At 68.5% G+C, this 24,550-nt stretch carries 21 protein-coding genes, 3 tRNA genes and 1 pseudogene; 1 reads left to right on the top strand and 24 read right to left on the bottom strand.

All coding sequences use genetic code 11. The annotated features are described in order from the left end of the window. Positions 1 to 92: 92 nt before the first annotated feature. From fusA to AB0M46_RS27560, 24 genes and pseudogenes are all read right to left on the bottom strand, one after another. Positions 93 to 2,192, bottom strand: coding sequence for an elongation factor G (fusA, locus tag AB0M46_RS27675; protein WP_363340486.1), 2,100 nt, complete (start codon positions 2,190 to 2,192; stop codon positions 93 to 95). A gap of 47 nt (positions 2,193 to 2,239) precedes the next feature. Continuing rightward, the gene (rpsG, locus tag AB0M46_RS27670; protein ID WP_260725398.1) at positions 2,240 to 2,710 is read right to left on the bottom strand and encodes a 30S ribosomal protein S7; all 471 of its coding nucleotides are present in this window, start codon (positions 2,708 to 2,710) and stop codon (positions 2,240 to 2,242) included. 1 nt (position 2,711) lies between these two features. After that, positions 2,712 to 3,086: a 30S ribosomal protein S12 gene (gene rpsL, locus AB0M46_RS27665; protein ID WP_033357671.1), complete on the bottom strand. Its 375-nt coding sequence runs from the start codon at positions 3,084 to 3,086 to the stop codon at positions 2,712 to 2,714. A 377-nt stretch (positions 3,087 to 3,463) separates the two neighbouring features. Then, positions 3,464 to 3,961, bottom strand: coding sequence for a hypothetical protein (locus tag AB0M46_RS27660; RefSeq protein ID WP_363340483.1), 498 nt, complete (start codon positions 3,959 to 3,961; stop codon positions 3,464 to 3,466). A 28-nt stretch (positions 3,962 to 3,989) separates the two neighbouring features. Next, the gene (locus AB0M46_RS27655; protein WP_363340481.1) at positions 3,990 to 4,328 is read right to left on the bottom strand and encodes a hypothetical protein; all 339 of its coding nucleotides are present in this window, start codon (positions 4,326 to 4,328) and stop codon (positions 3,990 to 3,992) included. 95 nt (positions 4,329 to 4,423) lie between these two features. Continuing rightward, positions 4,424 to 8,311 carry a DNA-directed RNA polymerase subunit beta' gene (locus AB0M46_RS27650; RefSeq protein ID WP_363340479.1) on the bottom strand — a complete coding sequence of 1,296 codons (3,888 nt, stop codon included), beginning with the start codon at positions 8,309 to 8,311 and terminating at the stop codon, positions 4,424 to 4,426. Positions 8,312 to 8,399: 88 nt separating this feature from the next. Continuing rightward, on the bottom strand, positions 8,400 to 11,825 hold the full coding sequence (locus AB0M46_RS27645) for a DNA-directed RNA polymerase subunit beta (protein ID WP_363340477.1): 3,426 nt from the start codon (positions 11,823 to 11,825) through the stop codon (positions 8,400 to 8,402). A 548-nt stretch (positions 11,826 to 12,373) separates the two neighbouring features. Beyond that, complete coding sequence (gene rplL, locus AB0M46_RS27640; RefSeq protein WP_363340475.1) at positions 12,374 to 12,757, bottom strand: 50S ribosomal protein L7/L12; 384 nt, start codon at positions 12,755 to 12,757, stop codon at positions 12,374 to 12,376. 45 nt (positions 12,758 to 12,802) lie between these two features. Continuing rightward, a complete protein-coding gene (gene rplJ, locus AB0M46_RS27635; protein ID WP_363340473.1) occupies positions 12,803 to 13,351 on the bottom strand; it encodes a 50S ribosomal protein L10 in 549 nt (182 codons plus the stop codon). 242 nt (positions 13,352 to 13,593) lie between these two features. Beyond that, complete coding sequence (locus AB0M46_RS27630; protein WP_363340471.1) at positions 13,594 to 14,283, bottom strand: hypothetical protein; 690 nt, start codon at positions 14,281 to 14,283, stop codon at positions 13,594 to 13,596. Then, positions 14,280 to 15,008, bottom strand: a complete 729-nt coding sequence (locus AB0M46_RS27625) for an ABC transporter ATP-binding protein (protein ID WP_363340469.1) — start codon at positions 15,006 to 15,008, stop codon at positions 14,280 to 14,282. The genes AB0M46_RS27630 and AB0M46_RS27625 overlap by 4 nt, the downstream gene beginning before the upstream one ends. Positions 15,009 to 15,079: 71 nt before the next feature. Further along, positions 15,080 to 15,805 carry a 50S ribosomal protein L1 gene (gene rplA, locus AB0M46_RS27620; protein ID WP_363340467.1) on the bottom strand — a complete coding sequence of 242 codons (726 nt, stop codon included), beginning with the start codon at positions 15,803 to 15,805 and terminating at the stop codon, positions 15,080 to 15,082. Positions 15,806 to 15,902: 97 nt separating this feature from the next. Beyond that, positions 15,903 to 16,334: a 50S ribosomal protein L11 gene (gene rplK / locus AB0M46_RS27615; protein WP_033357679.1), complete on the bottom strand. Its 432-nt coding sequence runs from the start codon at positions 16,332 to 16,334 to the stop codon at positions 15,903 to 15,905. A gap of 106 nt (positions 16,335 to 16,440) precedes the next feature. Further along, positions 16,441 to 17,031 (bottom strand): annotated as a pseudogene (nusG, locus tag AB0M46_RS27610) (transcription termination/antitermination protein NusG); the annotation flags it as partial. Between the two features lie 306 nt (positions 17,032 to 17,337). Further along, positions 17,338 to 17,808 (bottom strand): preprotein translocase subunit SecE, encoded by a 471-nt coding sequence (secE, locus tag AB0M46_RS27605; protein ID WP_363340464.1) that lies wholly within the window; start codon positions 17,806 to 17,808, stop codon positions 17,338 to 17,340. Positions 17,809 to 18,017: 209 nt separating this feature from the next. Beyond that, positions 18,018 to 18,090: transfer RNA gene (locus AB0M46_RS27600), tRNA-Trp, on the bottom strand. Positions 18,091 to 18,186: 96 nt separating this feature from the next. Then, positions 18,187 to 18,600: a MaoC family dehydratase gene (locus AB0M46_RS27595; RefSeq protein WP_363340462.1), complete on the bottom strand. Its 414-nt coding sequence runs from the start codon at positions 18,598 to 18,600 to the stop codon at positions 18,187 to 18,189. A 1-nt stretch (position 18,601) separates the two neighbouring features. Beyond that, positions 18,602 to 19,048, bottom strand: coding sequence for a MaoC family dehydratase N-terminal domain-containing protein (locus tag AB0M46_RS27590; RefSeq protein ID WP_363340460.1), 447 nt, complete (start codon positions 19,046 to 19,048; stop codon positions 18,602 to 18,604). Between the two features lie 79 nt (positions 19,049 to 19,127). Next, complete coding sequence (gene rpmG / locus AB0M46_RS27585) at positions 19,128 to 19,295, bottom strand: 50S ribosomal protein L33 (RefSeq protein ID WP_033357682.1); 168 nt, start codon at positions 19,293 to 19,295, stop codon at positions 19,128 to 19,130. A 113-nt stretch (positions 19,296 to 19,408) separates the two neighbouring features. Then, positions 19,409 to 19,481: transfer RNA gene (locus tag AB0M46_RS27580), tRNA-Met, on the bottom strand. A 32-nt stretch (positions 19,482 to 19,513) separates the two neighbouring features. Continuing rightward, positions 19,514 to 19,586 (bottom strand) — tRNA-Thr (locus AB0M46_RS27575). A gap of 145 nt (positions 19,587 to 19,731) precedes the next feature. Next, positions 19,732 to 22,218: a bifunctional diguanylate cyclase/phosphodiesterase gene (locus AB0M46_RS27570; RefSeq protein WP_363340458.1), complete on the bottom strand. Its 2,487-nt coding sequence runs from the start codon at positions 22,216 to 22,218 to the stop codon at positions 19,732 to 19,734. 131 nt (positions 22,219 to 22,349) lie between these two features. Then, entirely contained in the window at positions 22,350 to 22,556 is a 207-nt protein-coding gene (locus tag AB0M46_RS27565) for a hypothetical protein (protein WP_363340456.1), read from the bottom strand. Positions 22,557 to 23,591: 1,035 nt separating this feature from the next. Next, positions 23,592 to 23,891 carry a hypothetical protein gene (locus AB0M46_RS27560; RefSeq protein ID WP_363340454.1) on the bottom strand — a complete coding sequence of 100 codons (300 nt, stop codon included), beginning with the start codon at positions 23,889 to 23,891 and terminating at the stop codon, positions 23,592 to 23,594. An 83-nt stretch (positions 23,892 to 23,974) separates the two neighbouring features. On the opposite strand from AB0M46_RS27560, the gene AB0M46_RS27555 reads away from it, so the two are divergent. Beyond that, positions 23,975 to 24,490, top strand: coding sequence for an NADH-quinone oxidoreductase subunit I (locus tag AB0M46_RS27555; RefSeq protein ID WP_363340452.1), 516 nt, complete (start codon positions 23,975 to 23,977; stop codon positions 24,488 to 24,490). Positions 24,491 to 24,550 lie beyond the last annotated feature (60 nt).

Below are 24,550 nucleotides of genomic sequence, written 5' to 3'. Positions count from 1 at the left end.
GTCCTCCTGTGGACTTCTTGGTTCACGGTGCGCCGACGCTGGAAGCGCCGACGGACCCTGTCGACGGATCATCCCCACGTGAAGCGGGGAAGCTACTCTCCGGTCGCCTTCGCGATGATCTCCTTCGCCACGTTCGCGGGAACCTCGGCGTAGGAGTCGAACTGCATCGAGTAGCTCGCCCGGCCCTGAGTCTTCGACCGGAGGTCGCCGACGTAGCCGAACATTTCCGAGAGCGGCACGGTGGCTCGGACGACGCGGGCACCGCCGCGCTCCTCCATTGCCTGGATAGTGCCACGCCGGGAGTTGAGGTCGCCGATGACGTCGCCCATGTTCTCCTCGGGCGTCGTCACCTCCACGGCCATCAGCGGCTCGAGCAGCACCGGGTTGGCCCTGCGGGCCGCGTCCTTGAGCACCATCGAGCCGGCGATCTTGAAGGCCATCTCCGAGGAGTCGACCTCGTGGTACTGGCCGTCCAGCAGCGTGAGCTTGATGCCGACCAGCGGGAAGCCCGCCAGCACGCCGTACTGCATGGCGTCCTGGGCACCGGCGTCGACCGAAGGGATGAACTCCTTCGGGATGCGGCCACCGGTGACCGCGTTGACGAACTCGTAGGTGGGACCGTCGGCGCTGGTCTCCAGCGGCTCGAGCTTGATGATCACTCGGGCGTACTGGCCGGAGCCACCCGTCTGCTTCTTGTGGGTGTACTCGACCTTCTCCGCGACCGACTTGATCGTCTCGCGGTAGGCCACCTGCGGCTTGCCGATGTTGGCCTCGACGTTGAACTCGCGCCGCATGCGGTCGACGAGGATGTCGAGGTGCAGCTCGCCCATGCCGGCGATGACCGTCTGCCCGGTCTCCTCGTCGTTCTTGACGCGGAAGGTCGGGTCCTCCTCGGCCAGGCGCTGAATGGCGGTGCCCAGCTTCTCCTGGTCGGCCTTCGTCTTGGGCTCGATGGCCACCTCGATGACCGGCTCCGGGAAGGTCATCGACTCCAGGATGACCGGGTTGGCCGGGTCGCACAGCGTGTCACCGGTGGTGGTCTGCTTGAGACCCTGCACGGCGATGATGTCGCCGGCGCCGGCGCTGCTGCGCTCCTCACGCTTGTTCGCGTGCATCTGGTAGATCTTGCCGATCCGCTCCTTGCGGTCCTTGGTGGAGTTGACCACCTGGGTGCCGGAGTCGAGCGTGCCGGAGTAGATGCGCACGTAGGTGAGCTTGCCGAGGTGCTTGTCGGTCTGGATCTTGAAGGCCAGACCGGAGAACGGCTCTTCGATCGAGGGCTTGCGCAGCAGCGGCGTCTCGCCATCCGTCGCGATGCCCTCGATGGCCGGGATGTCCAGCGGGGAGGGCAGGAAGTCCACGACGGCGTCGAGCATGGGCTGCACGCCCTTGTTCTTGAACGCCGAGCCACACACGACCGGGTTCAGCTTGCCGGCGATCGTGGCCTTGCGGATCGCGGCCTTGAGCTCCTTGACCTCGAACGTGTCGCCGTCGAGGTAGCGGACCATGATGTCGTCGTCCGTCTCGGCCAGCGTCTCGAGGAGTTTGTCCCGATACTCGTTGGCCTGCTCGACCAGGTCCTCCGGGATCGCCTCGATGGCGTAGTCCTCGCCCTTCTGGGTCTCGCCGCGCCAGGTCAGCGCGCGCATCTCCAGAAGGTCGACAACGCCGATGTGGTCACCCTCGAGCCCGATCGGGATCTGCAGCACCAGCGGGGTGGCGTTGAGCCGGTCGACCATCATCTGCACGCAGCGGAAGAAGTCCGCGCCCGTGCGGTCCAGCTTGTTGACGAAGCACATACGCGGGACGTTGTACTTGTCCGCCTGGCGCCAGACGTTCTCGGTCTGCGGCTCCACACCGGCAACGCCGTCGTAGACCGCCACCGCGCCGTCCAGGACGCGCAGCGACCGCTCGACCTCGACCGTGAAGTCGACGTGGCCGGGCGTGTCGATGATCTGGATCGTGTGGCCCTTCCACTCGCACTTCGTGGCGGCGGAGGTGATGGTGATACCGCGCTCCTGCTCCTGCTCCATCCAGTCCATGACCGCCGCGCCCTCGTGGACCTCGCCGATCTTGTACGTGATGCCGGTGTAGAAGAGGATGCGCTCGGTCGTCGTCGTCTTACCGGCGTCGATGTGCGCCATGATGCCGATGTTGCGGACCTTGGCGAGGGCGGCGTCTGCGGCAGCCACTACAAATCCCTACTTCGTCTCTCGTCGGATGCTCGGTAAAGCGTCGCTTACCAGCGGTAGTGCGCGAAGGCCTTGTTGGACTCCGCCATCTTGTGGGTGTCCTCGCGGCGCTTCACCGAAGCACCGAGGCCGTTGCTGGCGTCCAGCAGCTCGTTCATGAGGCGCTCGACCATGGTCTTCTCGCGGCGGGCGCGGGAGTAGGTGACCAGCCAGCGCAGGCCCAGCGTGGTGGCGCGGACCGGCTTGACCTCGACCGGAACCTGGTAGGTCGCGCCACCGACGCGGCGGCTGCGGACCTCGAGGGTCGGCTTCACGTTGTCCATGGCGCGCTTGAGCGTCACCACGGGGTCGGTGCCGGTCTTCTCCCGGGCGCCCTCGAGAGCGCTGTAGACGATGCGCTCGGCGAGCTGGCGCTTGCCCTCGACCAGGATCTTGTTGATCAACTGGGTGACAAGCAGGGAGTTGTAGACCGGGTCCGCCACGAGCGGCCGGCGCGGCGCGGGGCCTTTACGCGGCATGTCAGCTCTTCTCCTTCTTCGCGCCGTAACGGCTACGAGCCTGCTTGCGGTTGCGAACGCCCTGGGTGTCCAGCGAACCGCGGATGATCTTGTAACGCACGCCAGGGAGGTCCTTCACACGGCCGCCACGGACGAGCACGATCGAGTGCTCCTGAAGGTTGTGACCGACACCGGGGATGTAGGCCGTCACCTCGATACCGTTGCTCAGCCGCACACGGGCCACCTTGCGCAGCGCCGAGTTGGGCTTCTTCGGCGTGGTGGTGTACACACGCGTGCAGACGCCCCGTCGCTGCGGGCTGCCCTTGAGCGCCGGCGTCTTTGTCTTGCTCAGCTTCGCCTGGCGGCCCTTGCGGACCAGCTGCTGGATCGTAGGCACTGGGCCTGCCTCTCCCTTCGGCCTCACGGCCGCACGTCTTCTCTTCTGTCTGCCCGGCGGTGACCGGCACCCGCGGTCGGGCGTGTCGCCTGTTCCGCGACCCGGCCCGTTTGATCCCAGCCCGGGGTTGTGGTCCGCACCCACCCTCACTCCCGCGGAGCGGGGCCGATGTGGGCGCACGCACGAGTTGCCCGGCAAAGCCGGGCACGAGGGGAAAGAGTACCCACCGTGAGGACGCTGGTCAAAATCGCTCTACGATATTGGCCCTCGGCCTGCTGACGGAACACTCTTCACCCCTAGAGTACCTGGTCGCGGATCGAAGTGTCCGGGGGCCTCCATTTCGCCCGCTCCGGGCCCCCGAGGGTGTGGCTGCGGGGTCAGAGCGCGGCCGCCAGCAGCAGCGCGAGCAGGGCGAGCCCGGCGCCGACGGCACCGAGGACGATGCCGCTGATCGCCATCCCCCGTCCGGTGACCTGGCCGGCCGACTGGCGGACCCGGCGGTTACCCAGCAGGCCCAGGATCAGCGCGCCTGCGCCGATGAAGACCCCCAGAACGGTGAACGCGCCGCTCGCGGTGAGGCCCCACCCCGCCTCGGCCCCGCTCGCGCCGAGGCACATGGAGAAGAGCCCGACGAGGATCGAGGCGATGCCCGCCACCATCGCGCCGATGGCCTGGCCGCTGGGGATCGGGTGGATGGTCGGGTAGGCGACCCCGAAGGGCGTGCCCTGCACGAGGTCCACCCGCATCATCGGCGACGCCGACGGCGCCCCGGCGTAGGCGGGCGGCAGGGCGTACGGCTGGGGCTGCGACGGGTACGGCGGCTGGGGCTGGGGCGGATGCGCCGGGTACTGGTACGGGTTCGGCGGGTAGCCCATCAGTGCACCGTCTTCGGCGGGTAGCTCATCAGTTCACCGTCGAGTCGAAGTCGGCGCCGCCGCGGTGCCGGGCGTAGTGCAGCAGCCCGATGATGGCCAGCACGACCAGGCCCGCGATGGCGAGCACGATGCCGGTCCAGGCCAGCCGCACGCCGCTGCGCAGCCGGCGGGCGCCGAGCAGGAAGCCGTCGGCGGCCACCAGCTCCCGGTGCGACTCGCGGGCCATGAGCAGCGCCAGGGTCGCCGGGATCAACCCGCCCAGGAACGGCCCGGTGACCACGGACAGCAGGCCGAGCCCGAACACGGCCGTCGCCTTCGTCGCGCGGACCGGGTCCGGGTCCAGCGGGTGCCGGGTCGAGGACGTCACGCCTCGACTCTATCCGGTGAACACGAAAGGGGCGGGAACCCCACGGGTCCCCGCCCCTTTCGCCGTTCGCTGGTCCCTGCTCAGCGGAGCGACCTCTACCGGAACGAGCCCAGATCGAAGTCGTCCAGCGGGACGGCCTGGCCGCTGGCCGGGCCGAAGCCGTAGTCGGCCTCCGGGTAGCCGGTCATCGAGTAGACCTTGGCCTTCGCCTCCTCGGTCGGCTCGACCCGGATGCTGCGGTACTTGCTGATGCCCGTACCGGCCGGGATGAGCTTACCGATGATGACGTTCTCCTTCAGACCGATCAGCGAGTCGCTGCGCGCGTGGATCGCCGCGTCGGTCAGCACCCGGGTCGTCTCCTGGAACGAGGCCGCGGACAGCCACGACTCCGTCGCCAGCGACGCCTTGGTGATACCCATCAGGACCGGACGGCCGGCCGCCGGCTCGCCGCCCTCGGCGACGACGCGGCGGTTCTCGGCCTCGAACATCGCGCGGTCCACGAGCACGCCCGGCAGGAACTCGGTCGAGCCGGAGTCGATGACCGTCACCCGCTTGAGCATCTGGCGAATGATGATCTCGATGTGCTTGTCGTGGATCAGCACGCCCTGGGAGCGGTACACCTCCTGGACCTCGGAGGTCAGGTGAACCTGGACCGCCCGGGGACCCATGATGCGCAGCAGCTCGTGCGGGTCGATCGTGCCCTCGGTGAGCTTCTCGCCGACCTCGACGTGCTCGCCGTCCTGGATGCGCAGCTTGACGCGCCGGCTGAGCTTGTCGTGGACGATCTCGTCGCTGCCGTCGTCCGGCACGATGATGATCTTCCGCATGCGCTCGCCGTCCTCGATGCGCACGCGGCCGGGGGTGTCGGCGATGGGCGCCTTACCCTTCGGCACGCGGGCCTCGAAGATCTCCTGGACACGGGGCAGACCCTGGGTGATGTCCTCACCCGCGACGCCACCGGTGTGGAAGGTACGCATCGTCAGCTGCGTGCCCGGCTCACCGATCGACTGGGCGGCGATGATGCCGACCGCCTCGCCGACGTCGACGGTCTTGCCCGTGGGCAGCGACCGGCCGTAGCAGGCGCCACAGACGCCCAGCTTCGACTCGCAGGTGAGCACGCTGCGGACCCGGACGGTCTCCACGCCCGCGGCGACCAGCAGGTCGACCACGATCGAGTTGATGTCGGTGCCGCGCTCGGCGACCATCCGCCCATCCTTGTCCCGCACGTCGTCGGCGAGGGTGCGCGCGTGCACGCCCGTCTCCGCGTGGGTGTGGATGCGCAGCACGCCGTTGTCGAACTCGCCGACCGCCATCGGGATGGCGCGGTCGGTGCCGCAGTCCTCCTCGCGGATGATGACGTCCTGCGACACGTCGACCAGACGACGGGTCAGGTAACCCGAGTCGGCGGTCCGCAGCGCGGTGTCGGCCAGACCCTTGCGGGCACCGTGGGTGGAGATGAAGTACTCCAGCACGGACAGACCCTCGCGGTACGACGCCTTGATCGGCCGCGGGATGATCTCGCCCTTCGGGTTGGCCACCAGGCCACGGATCGCGGCGATCTGGCGGAGCTGGAGGAGGTTACCGCGGGCACCCGAGTTGATCATCTTCCACAGCGGGTTCTCGCGCGGCAGCGCGCTCTCCATCTCCTTGGCCACCTCGCCGGTCGCCTTGGTCCAGATCTCGATGAGCTCGCCGCGGCGCTCCTCGGCGGTCATGAGACCACGCTGGTACTGCTTGTCGATCCGCTGCGCCTCTTTCTCGTAGCGCTCGAGGATCTCCGCCTTGCGAGGCGGCTGGATGACGTCCTCCATGCCGATGGTGACGCCGGACCAGGTGGCCCAGTGGAAGCCGGCCATCTTGAGCGCGTCCAGGGTGGCCGCCAGCGAGACCTTCGGGAAGCGCTCGGCGAGGTCGTTGACGATCGCCGACAGCTGGCCCTTGCGGATCTCGTAGTTCACGAAGCGGTACCCCACGGGCAGCGTCTCGTTGAACAGCACCCGGCCGAGCGTGGTCTCGATGGTGACCGTCTCGCCCGCCTGCCAGCCCTCGGGGGACTCCCACGGCGCCGCGCCCGGGCCGTTGTCGACCCCGACGATGCCCTTCAGGCGGATCTTCACCGGCGCCTGCAGGTGCAGCTCGCCGTTGTCGAACGCCATCCGCGCCTCGGCGTCGGAGCTGAACGTGCGCCCCTCGCCCAGCAGGTTCTGCTGGATGTGGGTGAGGTGGTACAGACCGATGATCATGTCCTGGGTAGGCATGGTCACCGGCTTGCCGTCGGCCGGCTTGAGGATGTTGTTGCTGGACAGCATGAGGATGCGCGCCTCGGCCTGGGCCTCGGCGGACAGCGGCACGTGCACGGCCATCTGGTCGCCGTCGAAGTCGGCGTTGAAGGCGGTGCAGACCAGCGGGTGGATCTGGATGGCCTTGCCCTCGACCAGCTGCGGCTCGAAGGCCTGGATGCCCAGGCGGTGCAGGGTCGGCGCGCGGTTGAGCAGCACCGGGTGCTCCGCGATGACCTCCTCCAGCACGTCCCACACGACCGGCCGCTGACGCTCGACCATGCGCTTGGCCGACTTGATGTTCTGCGCGTGGTTGAGGTCCACCAGGCGCTTCATCACGAACGGCTTGAACAGCTCCAGCGCCATCTGCTTGGGCAGGCCGCACTGGTGCAGCTTGAGCTGCGGGCCGACGACGATGACCGAACGGCCGGAGTAGTCGACGCGCTTGCCCAGCAGGTTCTGCCGGAAGCGGCCCTGCTTGCCCTTGAGCATGTCGGACAGCGACTTCAGCGGGCGGTTACCGGGGCCGGTGACCGGGCGGCCGCGGCGACCGTTGTCGAACAGCGCGTCGACGGCCTCCTGCAGCATCCGCTTCTCGTTGTTGACAATGATCTCCGGGGCACCCAGGTCGATCAGGCGCTTGAGCCGGTTGTTCCGGTTGATCACCCGCCGGTACAGGTCGTTGAGGTCGCTGGTGGCGAAGCGGCCACCGTCGAGCTGCACCATCGGGCGCAGGTCCGGCGGGATGACCGGAACGCAGTCCAGCACCATGCCCAGCGGCGAGTTGGCGGTGTTCAGGAACGCCGCGACGACCTTGAGCCGCTTGAGCGCCCGGATCTTGCGCTGACCCTTGCCGCTGCGGATGGTCTCGCGCAGCAGCTCGGCCTCGTCGTCGAGGTCCAGGTTCTCCAGCAGAGCCTTGATCGCCTCCGCGCCCATGGCGCCGGAGAAGTACTCGCCGAAGCGGTCGCGCAGCTCACGGTAGAGCAGCTCGTCGGTGATGAGGTTCTTGCGCTCCAGCTTGCGGAACGTGTCCATGACCTCGTCGAGGCGGTCGATCTCGCGCTGCGCCCGGTCGCGGATCTGGCGCATCTCGCGCTCGCCGGCCTCCTTGACCTTGCGGCGCACGTCGGCCTTGGCGCCCTCGGCCTCAAGCTCGGCCAGGTCCTGCTCCAGCTTCGCGGCGCGCTTCTCGATCTCCGAGTCGCGGGCGTTCTCCGCCTGCCGCTTCTCGGCCGACACCTCGTTCTCGAGGGTGGCCAGGTCGCGGTGGCGGGCCTCCTTGTCGACGCTGGTGATCACGTACGACGCGAAGTAGATGATCTTTTCGAGATCCTTGGGGGCAAGGTCCAGCAGGTAGCCGAGGCGGCTGGGCACACCCTTGAAGTACCAGATGTGCGTGACCGGCGCGGCGAGCTCGATGTGGCCCATGCGCTCGCGGCGGACCTTCGCCCGGGTCACCTCGACGCCGCAGCGCTCGCAGATGATGCCCTTGAAGCGGACCCGCTTGTACTTACCGCAGTAGCACTCCCAGTCCCGGGTGGGGCCGAAGATCTTCTCGCAGAAGAGCCCGTCCTTCTCCGGCTTCAGGGTGCGGTAGTTGATCGTCTCGGGCTTCTTGACCTCGCCGTGCGACCACTGCCGGATGTCGTCGGCCGTGGCCAGGCCGATGCGGAGCTCGTCGAAGTAGTTGACGTCGAGCACTTCGTCTATGTCCTCACGATTCAGTTGCTCGGGTAATTGCTAGGTCGCGGGGCCGGCGCCCCTCCGTCAGAAGGGCACCGGCCGCGAATCACACTTCCTCGACGCTGCTCGGCTCGCGCCGCGAGAGGTCGATGCCCAGTTCCTCGGCCGCGCGGAACACCTCGTCGTCCGTCTCGCGCATCTCGAGGGCCACGCCGTCGCTGGAGAGCACCTCGACGTTCAGGCACAGCGACTGCAGCTCCTTGAGGAGCACCTTGAAGGACTCCGGGATGCCCGGCTCCGGGATGTTCTCGCCCTTGACGATCGCCTCGTAGACCTTGACGCGTCCGAGGACGTCGTCGGACTTGATCGTCAGCAGCTCCTGCAGCGCGTAGGCCGCGCCGTAGGCCTGCATGGCCCAGCACTCCATCTCACCGAAGCGCTGGCCACCGAACTGCGCCTTACCACCCAGCGGCTGCTGCGTGATCATCGAGTACGGCCCGGTGGAGCGAGCGTGGATCTTGTCGTCGACCAGGTGGTTGAGCTTGAGGATGTAGATGTAGCCGACCGCGATCGGGTCCGGCAGCGGCTCGCCGGAGCGGCCGTCGAACAGCCGCGCCTTGCCGCTCGCCCCGATCAGCTGGTTGCCGTCCCGGTTGGGCAGCGTGCTGCTCAGCAGGCCGGCGATCTCCTCTTCCTTGGCACCGTCGAAGACCGGGGTCGCCACGTTGGTGTCCGGCTCGGACTCCCCCGCGTTGATGGACTTCAGCGCCCGCTTCCACTCGGTGTCGTCACCGTCGATCTTCCAGCCCGTCTTCGCCACCCATCCGAGGTGGGTCTCCAGTACCTGGCCGATGTTCATACGGCTGGGCACGCCGAGCGGGTTGAGCACGATGTCGACCGGGGTCCCGTCCTCGAGGAACGGCATGTCCTCGACCGGCAGGATCTTCGAGATGACACCCTTGTTGCCGTGGCGGCCGGCGAGCTTGTCGCCGTCCTGGATCTTCCGCTTCTGGGCCACGTAGACGCGCACCAGCTCGTTCACGCCCGGGGACAGCTCGTCGCCGTCCTCGCGGCTGAACGTCCGCACCCCGATGACCGTGCCGGTCTCGCCGTGCGGCACCTTGAGGCTGGTGTCGCGGACCTCGCGGGCCTTCTCGCCGAAGATCGCGCGCAGCAGGCGCTCCTCCGGGGTCAGCTCGGTCTCACCCTTGGGCGTGACCTTGCCGACCAGGATGTCGCCGGTGACGACCTCGGCGCCGATCCGGATGATCCCCCGCTCGTCGAGGTCGGCGAGCATTTCCTCGCTGACGTTCGGGATGTCGCGGGTGATCTCCTCCGGCCCCAGCTTGGTGTCGCGCGCGTCGACCTCGTGCTCCTCGATGTGGATCGAGGTGAGGACGTCGTTCTGCACCAGCTTCTGGGACAGGATGATGGCGTCTTCGTAGTTGTGGCCCTCCCAGGGCATGAACGCCACGAGCAGGTTACGCCCGAGCGCCATCTCGCCCTCGTCGGTGCACGGACCGTCGGCGATGACCTGCCCCGCCTCGACCCGGTCGCCCTCGAAGATCACCGGCTTCTGGTTGACGCAGGAGCCGGAGTTGGAGCGGCGGAACTTGTGCAGCAGGTACGTGCGGCGGTGGCCGTCGTCCTGGTGGATGGTGACGTAGTCGGCGCACATGTCCTCGACCACGCCACCGACCTCGGCCACGACCACGTCGCCGGCGTCGACCGCGGCACGGTACTCCATGCCGGTGCCGACCAGCGGGGACTCCGCCTTGACCAGCGGCACGGCCTGACGCTGCATGTTGGCGCCCATGAGGGCCCGGTTGGCGTCGTCGTGCTCGAGGAACGGGATCATCGCGGTCGCGACCGACGTCATCTGCCGCGGCGAGACGTCCATGTAGTCGACCTCGCCCGGCGGGACGTTGTCGACCTCACCGCCCTTCCGGCGGACCAGGATGCGGTCCTCGGCGAAGTTGCCGTCGCTCTTGAGCGGAGCGTTGGCCTGCGCCTTGACGAACCGGTCCTCCTCGTCCGCGGTCAGGTAGTCGATCTGGTCGGTGACCCGGCCGTCGATGACCTTGCGGTACGGCGTCTCCACGAAGCCGAACGGGTTGACCCGCGCGAACGTCGACAGGGCGCCGATGAGACCGATGTTGGGACCCTCGGGGGTCTCGATCGGGCACATCCGGCCGTAGTGCGACGGGTGCACGTCGCGGACCTCGAAGCCGGCCCGCTCACGCGACAGACCACCCGGGCCGAGCGCGCTCAGCCGGCGCCGGTGGGTCAGGCCCGCCAGCGGGTTGGTCTGGTCCATGAACTGGGACAGCTGCGACGTGCCGAAGAACTCCTTGATCGCCGCCACGACGGGGCGGATGTTGATCAGGGTCTGCGGCGTGATCGCCTCGACGTCCTGCGTGGTCATGCGCTCGCGCACGACGCGCTCCATCCGGGACAGGCCCACGCGGACCTGGTTCTGGATGAGCTCGCCGACCGTGCGCAGGCGCCGGTTGCCGAAGTGGTCGATGTCGTCGGCCTCGTAGCCCTCTTCGCCCGTGTGCAGGCGGCAGAGGTACTCGACCGTGGCGACGATGTCGTCCTCGGTCAGCACGCCCTGGTTGATCGGCACACCCAGTTCGAGCTTCTTGTTGAACTTGTATCGACCAACCTTGGCGACGTCGTACCGCTTCGGGTTGAAGAAGAGGTTGTCGAGCAGGTTCTGGGCGTTCTCCCGCGTCGGCGGCTCACCCGGCCGCAGCTTGCGGTAGATGTCCAGCAGCGCCTCATCCTGGCCGGCGATGTGGTCCTTCTCGAGCGTGGTCATCATGAGCTCGGACCAGCCGAACTTCTCACGGATGCGCTCGGCCGACCAGCCGATGGCCTTGAGCAGGACCGAGACGGCCTGCCGACGCTTGCGGTCGATGCGGACACCGACGGTGTCGCGCTTGTCGATGTCGAACTCCAGCCAGGCGCCCCGGCTCGGGATCACCTTGACGCTGGTGAGGTCCCGGTCGGACGTCTTGTCCGGCTGCTTGTCGAAGTACACGCCCGGCGAGCGAACGAGCTGGCTCACCACGACGCGCTCGGTGCCGTTGATGATGAACGTGCCCTTGGGCGTCATCATCGGGAAGTCACCCATGAACACCGTCTGGCTCTTGATCTCGCCAGTGGTGTGGTTGGTGAACTCAGCGGTGACGAACAGCGGGGCACAGTAGGTGAGATCCTTCTCCTTGCACTCCTCGATCGGGGCCTTGACCTCGTCGAAGCGCGGCGCGGAGAACGACAGTGACATCGTGCCGGAGAAGTCCTCAATAGGACTGATCTCATCGAGGATCTCCGCGAGCCCTGAACGGGCGTGCTGATCACCGGCCGTGCGGCTCTGCCAATTCTCGTTGCCAACCAGCCAGTCGAACGAGTCGGTTTGGATGGCAAGGAGGTTGGGAACCTCAAGGTGTTCGGTGATCCTGCCGAAGGAGACCCGGCGGGGAGCGTAAGCGCTCGAACTGGTCTTCGCAGGGCGGGAAGCTGCCAAGATGCGTCCTTCCGAGGACCGGTGTTGCAGACAGGCCGTTTCGCGTGCAGCCTGACGACCCCCGATGTGGAGGAGCCCACGAAGAGGCACCTCACGCCGAAGGTGAAGTCAGAAGACAGCGCAAACTAGCAGTGTAGCCGAAGGGCTAACCGCTGTCCAGCGGGCTCGTGCACGATGTTCTCAACGACCTTTTGCGAAGATCGTTTCTCCACCGGCCGACCCGCTCGCGTCGGTCGTGGCCTGCGGGTCTCCTGTCGATGCGCTCAGAACCGCACCCAAGAAGGGTGGGGCACATCGGTCGGGCCGCTCGGCCGCCGCGTCCGCGGAAGGCAGTGCCTGATTAGCGTGCCTGGCCGCCCGTCATCGCGTCAAGGGTTCCCACGCGCGTCGGCCCGGCGTGACAGATATCTCGCATCCCGACCACTAAGTGTTGTGGTCGCCACCCTAGATCTTGGGGTCCTTACAGTCATGCCAACGGCAGGGGCACCCCCGGACAACAAGAGCGGCCGCCGGGAAACCCGGCGGCCGCCACGTCGCGGGGTGCGACCTTACTTGAGGGTGACCTTCGCGCCCTCGGCCTCGAGCTTGGCCTTGGCCTTGTCGGCGGCCTCCTTGTTGGCCTTCTCGAGGACGGCCTTCGGGGCGGCCTCGACGAGGTCCTTGGCCTCCTTGAGGCCCAGGCCGGTCAGCTCGCGCACGACCTTGATGACCTGGATCTTCTTGCCGCCGTCGCCCTCGAGGATGACGTCGAACTCGCTCTGCTCTTCCTTCTCCTCGGCCGGCGCGGCCGGGCCGCCCGCGGCGGCGATCGCGACGGGCGCGGCCGCGGTGACATCGAAGACGTCCTCGAACTGCTTCACGAACTCGGAGAGCTCGATCAGCGTCATCTCCTTGAAGGCCTCGAGGAGCTCGTCGTTGCTCAGCTTCGCCATGGTGGCATTTCCTTTCGAAAGTTTTGGTTGGTCGACGGGCGGCGATTACTCGGCCGCGCCGCCGGATTCCTCTGCGCGCTTGTCCGCCAGCGCCTGAACGGTCCGGGCCGCCTTCGACAGCGGAGCCTGGAACAGCGCGGCGGCCTTGCTCAGGTTCGCCTTCATGGCGCCGGCCAGCTTCGCCAGCAGCACCTCGCGGGACTCCAGGTCGGCCAGGCGACGGACCTCGTCCGCGCTGATGGCCCTGCCCTCGAACACGCCGCCCTTGATGATCAGCAGCGGGTGGGCCTTCGCGAACTCGCGCAGGCCCTTGGCCGCCTCGACCGGGTCGCCGCCGACGAAGGCGAGCGCGGTAGGACCGGAGAACAAATCGTCGAGCCCGCTGATGCCCGCATCCGTCGCGGCACGCTTCGCGAGCGTGTTCTTCGCGACGGCGTACGTGGTCTCGCGGCCCAGGCTGCGGCGCAGGTTCTTGAGCTGCGCCACGGTAAGGCCGCGGTACTCGGTCAGCACGGTGGCCGTGGAGCCCCGGAACTTGTCGGTAAGCTCCGCAACCGCGGTGGCCTTGTCGTCTCGAACCGCCTTGTCCGCCATGTCCCTCCTCTCTCGTTGCTTCGGGGTGCTGGATGGCCCCGGCAATGAAAAACGCCCCGGGCGCAGGGGCGCACGGAGCGGAGAGGACGGCACGCGGTGGCGCCGGCGATCACAGCTGTTGCACGGCCCTGCGCGGGTCGCCCGCATTGCTACGGGACCTTCGATGTCCGCTCACGCGGACATGACCAGCGGTCTTCGGGTTTCAGTGGAAAAGAGTACGTGACGGTCTTGCCGCCGCCAAATCAGGCCCGGTCTTTTCGGATTTGCCCGTAGCCGGCCACCGCGATCGCGGTCCACGCCACGCCCCACAGCGTCGTGACGGCGATGGCCGGCAGGTGGGCGGCGCCGACCGTGTCGCGGGCCGCGCGCATCACCGGCGGGGCCAGCCACGGCACCGGGAAGCTCTTGAGGCCGAAGACGACGGCGAAGACGATGCCGGAGACCAGCACGGCCACCCCGCGCCCGGTCTGCATGGTCACCGCGCGGCTGGCCAGGGCGCCGAGGGCCACGGCGGGCAGCAGGAGCAGCAGGTGGGCCCAGACGCCGAGGGCGATGCCGACAGACAGCGGCGGGTCCCCGGCCTTCGGGGTGGTGACGCCGCCGACGACCCACGGCAGTGCCAGTGCGATCAGGACCAGCGGCAGGCCGGCGATGGCCGCCGCGAGCAGGCCGGCCGCGATCTCCTTGGCGGCCCCGCCGACGGCGATCCGGCCGAGGCGGCGCTGCACGTCCGGCTCGACGTCGAGCAGGACCTTGCTCTGCCAGGCGAGCACCACGAACAGGATGGCGGCGGAGACCCCGTAGGCCTCGCCGGCCTGCGCCTGGCCGCCGCCGTAGAGCACCGAGAGCACGATCAGGGCCGCCAGCAGCGGGGCGATCGCTCGCCCCGTCTGCATGAAGCCGGCCAGCCGCATGCGGATGAGCGCGATCATGACAGGGGGACCTCATCCCGTACCGTCAACACGTCGAAGCCCGCCGAGCGCAGGCGCGCGACCGTCTCGTGCGCCTCGGCCGCATCGACGGCGAGTTCGATCACCTTCTTCGCCGCGGGCCGCTCCCCCACGTGCACCTGGCCCTCGCGGACGTGCCAGCGGCTGGCGCCGGGCAGCCGGGCGACCTCGCCCAGATGATCGCTGACCAGGACCGAACCGCCGCGCGCGACGACCTCGGCGACGATCGCCGGCACCTGCTCGCGGGTCTGCGCGTCGAGGCCCTCCCAGGGCTCGTCGAGGACCAGCAGGCCGGGCGGGGCGAGCAGCGCCTGGACGAGGCCGACCTTCTGGGCCGAGCCCTTCGACAGCCGGCCGAGCCGGACGTCGAGGAAGTGCTCGAAGTGCAGCCGGCGCGCCCAGCGCTCGATCTCCGCGGTGCCGTCCAGGCCGCGGATGGCCGCCGTGTGCCGCAGGTGGGTACGGGCGGTGAAGGGCTGATCGGCCGGAAAGCGCTCGGGCACCCAGCCGACCACCTCGGGCCGTCCGGTGATGAGGCCCTTGGCTGGTTGCAGTACGCCCGCGGCCAGCTGCAGCAGGGTGGACTTGCCGGAGCCGTTGGGCCCGGCCACGACCGCCGTCTCGCCCGGCTCCAGGGTCAGGTCGACGGCGCGCAGCGTCCAGGGCGCGCGCCGGCCGTAGCGGAACCACACGTCCTGGAAACGCACCGGGACAGCGTGTCATGGACACGCTGTCCCGGAGGTACCGCTTTTGCTGTGCTTTTGCTGAGTGCTTTCGGCTACTCGGCGGTGACGCTGTCGTCCTCGAGGAGGTTGCGCGTCTTGTTCGGGTCGACCGGGATGCCCGGGCCCATGGTGGTGGTGATGAAGATCTTCTTGAGGTACTTGCCCTTGGCGGCCGAGGGCTTGGCCCGGTTGACCTCGTCCAGCACCGCGGCGTAGTTCTCCACCAGCTGCTGCTCGGTGAAGCTGGCCTTGCCGATGATCAGGTGCAGGTTGGAGTGCTTGTCGACGCGGTAGGTGATCTTGCCACCCTTGATCTCGTTGATCGCCTTGGTGACGTCCATGGTCACCGTGCCCGTCTTCGGGTTCGGCATCAGGCCGCGCGGGCCCAGGATTCGCGCGATCCGGCCGATCTTGGCCATCTGGTCGGGCGTGGCGATCGCCGCGTCGAAGTCCAGCCAGCCTTCCTGGATCCGGGCGACCAGCTCGTCCGTGCCCACCGCGTCGGCGCCGGCGGCCTCGGCCTCGGCGGCCTTCGCGCCCTGCGCGAAGACGACGACGCGGGCGGTCTTGCCGGTGCCGTGCGGCAGGTTGACCGTGCCCCGGACCATCTGGTCGGCCTTGCGCGGGTCGATGCCCAGGCGCATGGCCACCTCGACGGTGGGGTCGAACTTCACGGTCGTGGTCTGCCGGGCCAGCTTGATGGCGGCCAGCGGGGCGTACAGCGCGTTGCGGTCGACGAGGTCGACGACCTTGCGGTAGTTCTTGCCGTGCTGCGGCATGTTGCTCGTTCTCCTGTGGTCTCGAGTGCGGACGCCGCTATGTGGCTATTGGGCGTCCTCCCACTGATTGGTGCTTCAGTCCTTTGGCGCCGGTGCCTCAGTCCTTGACAACGATGCCCATGGAGCGGGCGGTGCCGGCGATGATCTTCTCGGCCTGCTCGATGTCGTTCGCGTTCAGGTCGGCCATCTTCTTCTCGGCGACCTCGCGGAGCTGGGCCTTGGTGATCGAGCCGACCTTGTCCTTCTGCGGCACGCCCGAGCCCTTCGGCACGCCGGCGGCCTTGAGCAGCAGGCGGGCGGCGGGCGGGGTCTTGAGGATGAACGTGAACGTCCGGTCCTCGTAGACGCTGATCTGCGCCGGGATGATGTCACCGCGCTGGGACTCCGTCTGGGCGTTGTACGCCTTGACGAACTCCATGATGTTCACACCGTGCTGACCGAGGGCGGGACCGACCGGCGGAGCCGGGGTGGCCTGGCCGCCGGGCAACTGAAGCGTGAAGGTCTTGACGAGCTTCTTCTTCGGAGGCATGGCTGCTTTCGTCTTCCTGGGCTGGAATCTGGTCGTGCGCGACTTTCTTTACGCACGCAAGAGCGCCCGGCCTTTTGGCCGGACGCTCTAGCGTACCGCAGTGGTTTTAGATCTTCGTGACCTGGTTGAAGTTGAGCTCCACCGGGGTCTCACGGCCGAAGATCGAGACCAGCACCTTGAGCTTCTGCTGGTCCGCGTTGATCTCGCTGATGGTCGCCTGCAGCGACGCGAAGGCGCCGTCGGTGACGGTGACCGAGTCGCCTACCTCGAAGTCGAGGACCTTGACCTCGGGCTTGCCGGCCTTCTTGCCCTCCGTCTGCACGGCGGGGGCCAACCACTTGAGCACCTCGTCCAGGGAGAGCGGCGCCGGGCGGTCGGCGCGGTCGGTCGCCCCCACGAAGCCCGTCACGCCCGGCGTGTTGCGCACGCAGGAGTACGACTCCGGGGTCAGCTCCATCCGGACGAGGATGTAGCCGGGGAAGACCTTGTTCTGCACCTGGGTGCGCTTGCCGTTCTTGATCTCGACCTCGTCGCGGGTCGGCACCTCGACCTGGTAGATGAACTCTTCCATGTCGAGGCTCGTGATCCGGGTCTCGAGGTTGGTCTTGACCTTGTTCTCGTAGCCGGCGTAGGAGTGCACGACGTACCAGTCACCGGGCGCGAAGCGCAGTGCGGCACGCAGCTCGGCGACGGGGTCCTCGGCGTCGGACGTCACCGGCGGGGTGGCGGCCGCCGTCATCACCGTCGACGCCGCTTCCTCGTGCTGCTCGTCGTCGGTTCCGGGCGTCTCGTCGAATTCCTGCACGCTGCTCACTTCCGTCTGTCTGTCTTCGCCGGCGCTGTCCTGTTCAGCGTAGCCCGGAGCGTTGCGCCGCCTGCTGGCCGTTGGCCTTTGGCCGCTGGCCGGACTGCTCGAGCCCTGCTGGCCTTGCGCTGGCCGTCCCCGGCCGCCCTAGCCCTCCTCGGTCGGCGTTGCCGTTACCGCGAGGCGCTGGCGGCCTTACTAGTCGGCGTTGCCGTTACCGAAGGACCAGAGGACGAGCTTGGCGAAGCCGAAGTCGAGGCCACCGACGATGGCCAGCATGATGATCACGAACACCACCACGACGACCGTGTAGGTGCTCAGCTCCTTGCGGGTCGGCCAGATCACCTTACGCAGCTCGGCGACAACCTCGCGGATGAAGTTGATGAGCCGCACGAAGATGTTGTTGGAGCCGCCCTCTTTGACCTTGACCTTCTGGCCATCCTTGGTCTTGAGGTCCTTGGACTTGGCGTCCTTGGACTTCTCCTTGACCTTGCCGTTCTTGCTCGCGGCCGCGTCGTCGAGGTCGTCTTCGTCCTCGAGGCCGTCCGCGGTCTCGAGGCTGTCCAGCTCCTCGGCGAACTCTTCCTCGATGGCGGCGTCCTCGGCGCTGAGCTCCTCTTCACGGCGATCGTCGGCGGGGTTGGTCCCGCGTCGCCTGCGTTCGGCCACTTTCGCCCTCTTCCGTGATCTCGCGAGTGCTCGGTCCGTGTCGGCCGGCAGCAAGACCCCGGGCCTCAACGACCCGTCGACCACCGGTTCGGGCCCGGTCGTCGGGCCACCGGCGGGAGCCGGCGGCACGCGGTCGAGCCAACCGTGACCGCTACGGTCGACGTCCCGGCCTCTCGGCCGGGCACCAGACCCAGGTCAGGCCTTCGGCGCAGGGGCGACAGGACTCGAACCTGCAACCTGCGGTTTTGGAGACCGCTGCGCTACCAATTGCGCCACACCCCTATGTGAAGAGGGCAACGTTGAGTTGCTCACCCCACGGCGGACCAGTGTACGGGTTGGAAGCGGGATATCCCAACTACCCCCCCTCCACTGGTTCTGTCACTCGTTGCGGTGCTCGCCGCGAACCAGTGCCTTGGCCGCCCCCAGGATCTTCTCCCCCTGGCAGGTGGCCGTCACGTCGATCTGCACGATCCCGTCGTCGAGGATCTTCTTCACCACGCCGCTGACCACGATCTCGGTGCCCTTGTCGTCGTCGGGCACGACCACCGGGTTGGCGAAGCGGGTGGAGAACTCCACGATCGCGGCGGTCCCGCCGACCCAGCACGCCACCGCCTGGGCCGCCAGGCCCATGGTGAGCATGCCGTGGGCGATGACCCCGGGCAGGCCCACGCCGGTCGCCTGGCGGTCGCTCCAGTGGATCGGGTTGAAGTCCCCTGAGGCGCCCGCGTAGCGCACCAGATCGGCGCGGGTGACCCGGAAGGTCTGGGCCGGGAATTCGGTGCCTGGCTGCATCTCAGCCCTCCCCACGGATCACGAGCCGGGTCCAGATGGTCACCACGAGCTCACCCTCGACGGTCGACACCTCGTGCCGGGTGGTCAGGAACGCGTGCCCGGCCCGGCTGCTGATCTCCTCGACCGTCATCACGACGACGAGGTGGTCGCCGGCCACGATCGGCCGCTCGTAGCGGAACGTCTGCCCGCCGTGGACGACCCGGCTGTAGTCCATGCCGAAGGTGGGGTCGTCGACGAGTTGCTGGCCGGCGTTCTGACTCAGGATGATCGCGAACGTCGGCGGGGCGATCACGTCGCGGTACCCCATGGCCCGGGCCTCGGCGAGGTCGCGGTGCACGGGGTCGGCGGCGCGGACCGCGTCGGCGAACTCGCGGATCTTCTCCCGTCCCACCTCGTAGGGAGGGGTCGGCGGGTACACCCGGCCCATGAACGACTGATCCAGCGGCATGGCATGGAACTTACCCGGAGCGCAAGAATGCCCCGGCCTCAGGCCGGGGCATTCTTCGTGCTGAGAAATCGGGTGACGACTACCGGGTCTCGCGGTGGACGGTGTGCTTGCCGTCGCGCGGGCAGAACTTCTTCAGCTCGATGCGGTCCGGGTCGTTGCGCCGGTTCTTCTTGGTGATGTAGTTGCGCTCTTTGCACTCCGTGCACGCCAGCGTGATCTTCGGACGAACGTCGGTCGCCTTGGCCATGGCGAAGTGCCTTCCTTCAGAGCGTTCAAGTTTGGGGCGGAATCAGATCCAGCGAACCATCATAGCGGCTCACACAGATGGACGCCCAGCCGGGCGTCCACTTGGTGCTTCTGTAGCGGTGGCCGGACTTGAACCGGCGACACAGCGATTATGAGCCGCTTGCTCTGCCATCTGAGCTACACCGCCGCGGCGGACTCGATGTCTCAAGCCCGGTCTCGAGCCCCCTTACGGAATCGAACCGTAGACCTTCTCCTTACCATGGAGACGCTCTGCCGACTGAGCTAAGGGGGCGCATCGTCTTCGTTCCCGAACACGCGCTCGCTAAGCGTACACGGCCCCCGGCCAGGCACGAAATCGACTTACCCAATCCGGGGTTTGCCCAGCTCAGCCGGCTTGTACCGCGCTTCGGTGAGTCCCCGACCCAGGCTAACTCGGGCTACGGCACGGCCCGCAGCCAACGGACCTCGCCCGCCGGTGCCTCGGCCGGGTCGGCCGCGGTCTGGGCCTGCAGCCAGGACTCGAAGCGCTCGTACGGCAGCGGGCGGCTGAACAGGAAGCCCTGCCCCATGTCGCAGTGCATCTCCTCGAGCAGCCCGAGGGTCAGCTCGCTCTCCACGCCTTCGGCCACGACGTCGAGATTGAAGTTGCGGGCCATGTCCACGATCGTGCGCACGATCGCCAGGTCGCTCGGCGAGGTCGCCATGCCCTGCACGAAGGTCCGGTCGATCTTGACCTCCTGCACCGGCAGCCGGCTCAGGTCGGCGAAGGACGAGCGCCCGGCGCCGAAGTCGTCGACCGACAGCCGCACCCCGAGGTCACGCAGCCGGTCCAGGGTGGGCAGCGCCCGCCCGCCGGTGAGCAGCCCCTCGTCCTCGGAGATCTCCAGGATGAGCCGGTCGGCCGGCACCCCGTGCTCCTCGAGCAGCTCGGCGATCTGCAGCGGCAGGTCCGCGTCGCCCAGCGTGCGGGCCGACAGGTTCACCGCCACGGCGAGCGGCCGCCCGGCGTCGGCCCACTGCCGGGCCCGGCGAATGCCCTCCTGCAGCACGACCGCGTTGAGGCGGCCCAGCTGGCCGGTGTGCTCGGCCACGGCGACGAAGTCGGGCGGGGCGACCTGGCCGTGCACCGGATGCTCCCAGCGGGCCAGGCACTCGACGCCGACCAGCCGCCGGTCGGTGAGGGCGACCTTCGGCTGGAAGTACACCTCCAGCTCCCCGTTGGCCAGCGCCGTGCGCAGGTCGGCGGCGAGCCCGACCCGCCGCACCGCTCGTGACTGCAGCCCGGCGTTGAAGACCTGCACGATCCCCCGCGACTTGGCCACGTGCGTGGCCACGTGGGCCCGCTGCAGCAGTTCCTCGGGCTGGGCGCCGTGCTCGGGGTACACCGCCACGCCGACGTTCGTGTCCATGTCGATCGTGAGCGAATCGATCACCATCGGATCGCGCAGCCCGGCCCGCAGCGTCCCCGCCACCGTGACTGCCGCCTCGGCGCTCGCGGTGCGCAGCTCGATCGCGAACTCGTCGTCCCCGACCCGGGCGACCAGCGCCCCCTGCGGGGCCAGCGCCTTGAGCCGGTGCGCGACCTCGACGAGGACCTTGTCCCCGGCGGCGTGCCCGAGCGAGTCGTTGACCTCCCGCAGGGCCACCACGTCGAACAGCAGCACGGCGACGACCTCGCGCGCGCTGCGCCCGCTCATCGCCTCGCCGAGGCCCTCCAGCATCCGCCGGCGGTTCGCCAGGCCGGTCAGGGAGTCATGATCCGCGTCGTACTGCAGCCGGTCCACCAACCGGCTGTTCTCCACGGCCACGCCGACGTGCGCGGCCAGCGTCTCCACCAGCCGGACGTCGTCGGAGCCGAAGGTGGGCCCGAAGCCAAGCCGGCCGGCCACCTCCAGGGTGCCGATCGAGACGCCGCCTGAGCGCAGCGGCACGACGATGATGTCCTTGTTGCCGGCCTCCTGCAGGGCCGCCCGCAGGTCCAGCGGCCCCAGCTTGGGCCCGGCCGCCACGGTCGCGCCCGTGCGCAGTGCCAGCTTGCGGAACAGCTCCGGGGTGGGCGCGCTGTCGAGCAGTCCCGGATAGTCGAACCGGGCGGACAGCAGCACCTCCTGGTGGCGTCCCTGCGAGGGCAGCCAGAGCGTCGCCGAGTCCGAGGCCATGAGCCCGCGAATCCGCCCGAGCAGCACGTCGGGCAGCGTGCCGTCGTGGTGTGTGGCGCCGACCTGCCGGGTCAGCTCGTACATCTCGGCGAGGCTCTTGTGCTGGCGCAGGAACTGGGAGTAGGCGCGGTACACGGACACCAGCACCATCACCAGCGCCACGATCAGCACAATGCCCCACCGGCTGGCCTGCAGTGTCAGCATCATGATCAGCCCGACCACGATGTTGACGCCCGCCACCGTGAGCGCGGTCGCGGCCATCCGCATCAGCAGCGGCAGCAGCACAACGCCCTGCACGACCGAGACCACGGAGCCGACGCCGAACAGGGTGACCAGGTTGTTGGCGAGGATCGCGAGGGTGAGCACGAACCAGGTCCACGGCTCGATGCCGCTGCCCGGGTGCAGGGTCACGACCACCAGCACCGCCGCCGCCATGCCGGCGAAGTAGCTGACGACGTTGAAGGCCGCCTTGTGCGGCCCCATGCGCGCGGTGATGACCCAGATGGCCGCCGCCGTGAGCCGCACCCCCAGCGCGACGAGCGGCGGCAGGTAGAACAGCATGAGCACGACCGCGGCGTCGTTCATGTGCGTCGTCACCGTCTGCCGACGGATCTCGAAGCGCAGCGGCGTGTAGACCGTCAGGATCGCGACGGCGAGCAGGATCGGCGCGTACTGCAGGTGATAGTCGACCTGACGGCCATCCGTGGACAGGATCACCGGCAGCGACAAGAGCAGGCCGAATACGAGCAGCGGCCCGGTTACCAACCAGGCATGCTTCTCCGGGCGCGCGACCGGCGCTTTCGGAGCAGGCAACTCTTCCCCAATCGACCCGCGTCAGGAAGTGGTCGCCCGTCCGCCATACACGCCGGCCGCGGCCAGAATTGCCTCGCGGGCTCTTAGTCCCAGCCGAAGTCCTCAGTCACGTACACAGGGGCGCTCGGCGCCACCTTCACGTTACTTCCGTCCGTGATCTGAATCAGGACGGGTCGCTGCGCGAGGTTGCTGGCGTGAGCGGCGACGGAGCTCAGCCCGAGGGCCATCGCACCAACACCGACAGTCACGACCAGCCGAGCCATCCACCGACCAAGCATCTTGTCGCCCATCTGTTGCTCCCATGCGATCGCAGTGGCACCGGTTCTGGTCGGGCTACCCACGATCGTGCCACAAACCACGCCGGGTCCAACAGTATGGCGCCCACGATGACGCGGCCTGCCGGAAGAATCGACCATTCGGCCGATTCCGACGCCCCCGGACCGGCTATATCACTTCGCCCACCTCAACCCGGGTGCAACTTTTCCGATGGGCCAGTAGTCCCCCATCCCCGCGTCACAGGGGGCCTTTCCTCCCTCTGGCGGACACCGGCCGTCGGGATGCCGCCGCTGATCTCCCGCCCGAGGCCAAGACCACTCCCGATGGCCCCACGCACCCACACATCTGGGCAAGATCAGTTCCGCGGCCTCGCTGGCGCGCTCTCGGATATGAGCGGCTTCTGCATTCCGACCGTTAATTCCGTTCCATGTATACGGCGAGCATCGTCCATACTTTTCCCGATTCCTCCCGCGATGGCGGGCGAACCGTTCTCGCCGCTTCCCATCACACACGCGAGGTGCGATCGAGGGCCTCGTTCGCGCATCGTACGGTCGGGCCCCATCAGGGTGCACCCACAAAGGTCCGTCACTGGCTGTCACGTCGGGTGCCCGACAGGCCGCGACTACGGCCGGTGCCGCTCGGTGGCGCCCGGGGCGGGGACCTCAGCCCACGATGCCCCGGCGCGAGCCTCAGCCCACAGGCCCGGCGCGAGCCTCAGCCCGCGGGCCCGGCGCGAGCCTCAGCCCGCGGGCCCGGCGTGAGCAGGAGGCCCGAGGCCCGACGAGCCTGGCGAGACCCCCGGACCCAACCCGCTGCCGACTCAATCCGCGGGCCGGCCGAGCAGCGGCCCGAAACCCGGCCAGCCCGAGCGACGACCTCAGCCTGTGGGTCAGGCCGAGTAGCCGCCCCAGACCCGGCCAGCGAGCTGGCGCGAGCGGCTACCGCAGGTACCGGGCCCGAGGGCCCAACCAGGCCGAGTGCCCGGCCGGGCACTCGGGCCGGCCGGCTGGCGCGGGGCCGCTGGGATCGCGGGCTGGGTGAGCCCGGCGTCAGCTCGCCTGGAGCTCGTCGCTCGTGGCCTTGCCCGCGTGCCGCAGGCTCGCGCGCCGCGGGCGCCGACGCTCGGCAGCCTTGCGGATCTCGCGCCAGCCCCCGTCCGGGTCGACGACGGCGGCCTCGATCCAGCCGACCGCCTCCAGCTCGGAGCCGAACGTCCGGGTCCGCACCCTGCCCTCCGGGCCGCCGCGGCGGAGCTCGACCTGCCAGCGGCCGTCGGCCGCGTTGCGCACGAAGACGTCGCGGCGCGTCAGCCGCGACCAGGAGCCGTTCCACCACCGTCGCTCGTTCATGGGTACATCTTAGAACGGGTGTACGACAATTTTTGGTCAGCCGAGCCCAGCCACCCGGTCGGGTGCGGTGCTAGTTTTCGAACGTGGAGCTTCCGGGCAAGGGCCTCGTCAAGGGGCTGGCCGTCACGCTGGGCACGATGACCAAGCGGGCGCACACCCAGCAGTACCCCGATGTCGAGCCGGACCTGCCGCCCCGCTCGCGCGGCGTGATCGCGCTGCTCGAGGAGAACTGCACGGTCTGCATGCTCTGCGCACGGGAGTGCCCGGACTGGTGCATCTACATCGACTCCCACAAGGAAGAGGTCGTGGTCCCGGGGGCGGCGCGCCCGCGCCAGCGCAACGTCCTCGACCGGTTCGCGATCGACTTTTCCCTCTGCATGTACTGCGGGATCTGCGTCGAAGTCTGTCCGTTCGACGCCCTGCACTGGTCGCCCGAGTTCGAGTACGCCGAGCACGACATCCGCGACCTGCTGCACGAGAAGGAGCGGCTCGAGGAGTGGGTGCCGACGGTGCCGGCGCCGCCCGCCCACGACCCCAACGGCGAGCCCGCCAAGGAGCAAACGGCCGCGGCCAAGCGCGCCGCCCGCGAGGCCGGCTGAGCACCCAGCACGCTGCGTAGCCCCACGTAACCCTCAGCAATTTCGCCCGGGGTCCATTGG

This window comes from Dactylosporangium sp. NPDC051485 (assembly GCF_040682015.1).
In the GTDB taxonomy this organism is placed as follows: Bacteria; Actinomycetota; Actinomycetes; order Mycobacteriales; family Micromonosporaceae; genus Dactylosporangium.
The sequence above is the reverse complement of the archived record's forward strand: the minus strand, read 5'-3'. Positions and strand labels throughout refer to the sequence as shown.

Bases quoted from the DNA above. Each gene is read 5' to 3' on its own strand.
- rpsG (WP_260725398.1), bottom strand. From the start codon at position 2,710: ATGCCGCGTAAAGGCCCCGCGCCGCGCCGGCCGCTCGTGGCGGACCCG.
- rplL (WP_363340475.1), bottom strand. From the start codon at position 12,757: ATGGCGAAGCTGAGCAACGACGAGCTCCTCGAGGCCTTCAAGGAGATG.
- rplK (WP_033357679.1), bottom strand. From the start codon at position 16,334: ATGCCTCCGAAGAAGAAGCTCGTCAAGACCTTCACGCTTCAGTTGCCC.
- AB0M46_RS27560 (WP_363340454.1), bottom strand. From the start codon at position 23,891: ATGAACGAGCGACGGTGGTGGAACGGCTCCTGGTCGCGGCTGACGCGC.
- AB0M46_RS27595 (WP_363340462.1), bottom strand. From the start codon at position 18,600: ATGCAGCCAGGCACCGAATTCCCGGCCCAGACCTTCCGGGTCACCCGC.
- AB0M46_RS27660 (WP_363340483.1), bottom strand. From the start codon at position 3,961: ATGGGCTACCCGCCGAACCCGTACCAGTACCCGGCGCATCCGCCCCAG.
- rplJ (WP_363340473.1), bottom strand. From the start codon at position 13,351: ATGGCGGACAAGGCGGTTCGAGACGACAAGGCCACCGCGGTTGCGGAG.
- AB0M46_RS27630 (WP_363340471.1), bottom strand. From the start codon at position 14,283: ATGATCGCGCTCATCCGCATGCGGCTGGCCGGCTTCATGCAGACGGGG.
- AB0M46_RS27590 (WP_363340460.1), bottom strand. From the start codon at position 19,048: ATGCCGCTGGATCAGTCGTTCATGGGCCGGGTGTACCCGCCGACCCCT.
- AB0M46_RS27565 (WP_363340456.1), bottom strand. From the start codon at position 22,556: ATGGGCGACAAGATGCTTGGTCGGTGGATGGCTCGGCTGGTCGTGACT.
- rplA (WP_363340467.1), bottom strand. From the start codon at position 15,805: ATGCCGCAGCACGGCAAGAACTACCGCAAGGTCGTCGACCTCGTCGAC.
- rpmG (WP_033357682.1), bottom strand. From the start codon at position 19,295: ATGGCCAAGGCGACCGACGTTCGTCCGAAGATCACGCTGGCGTGCACG.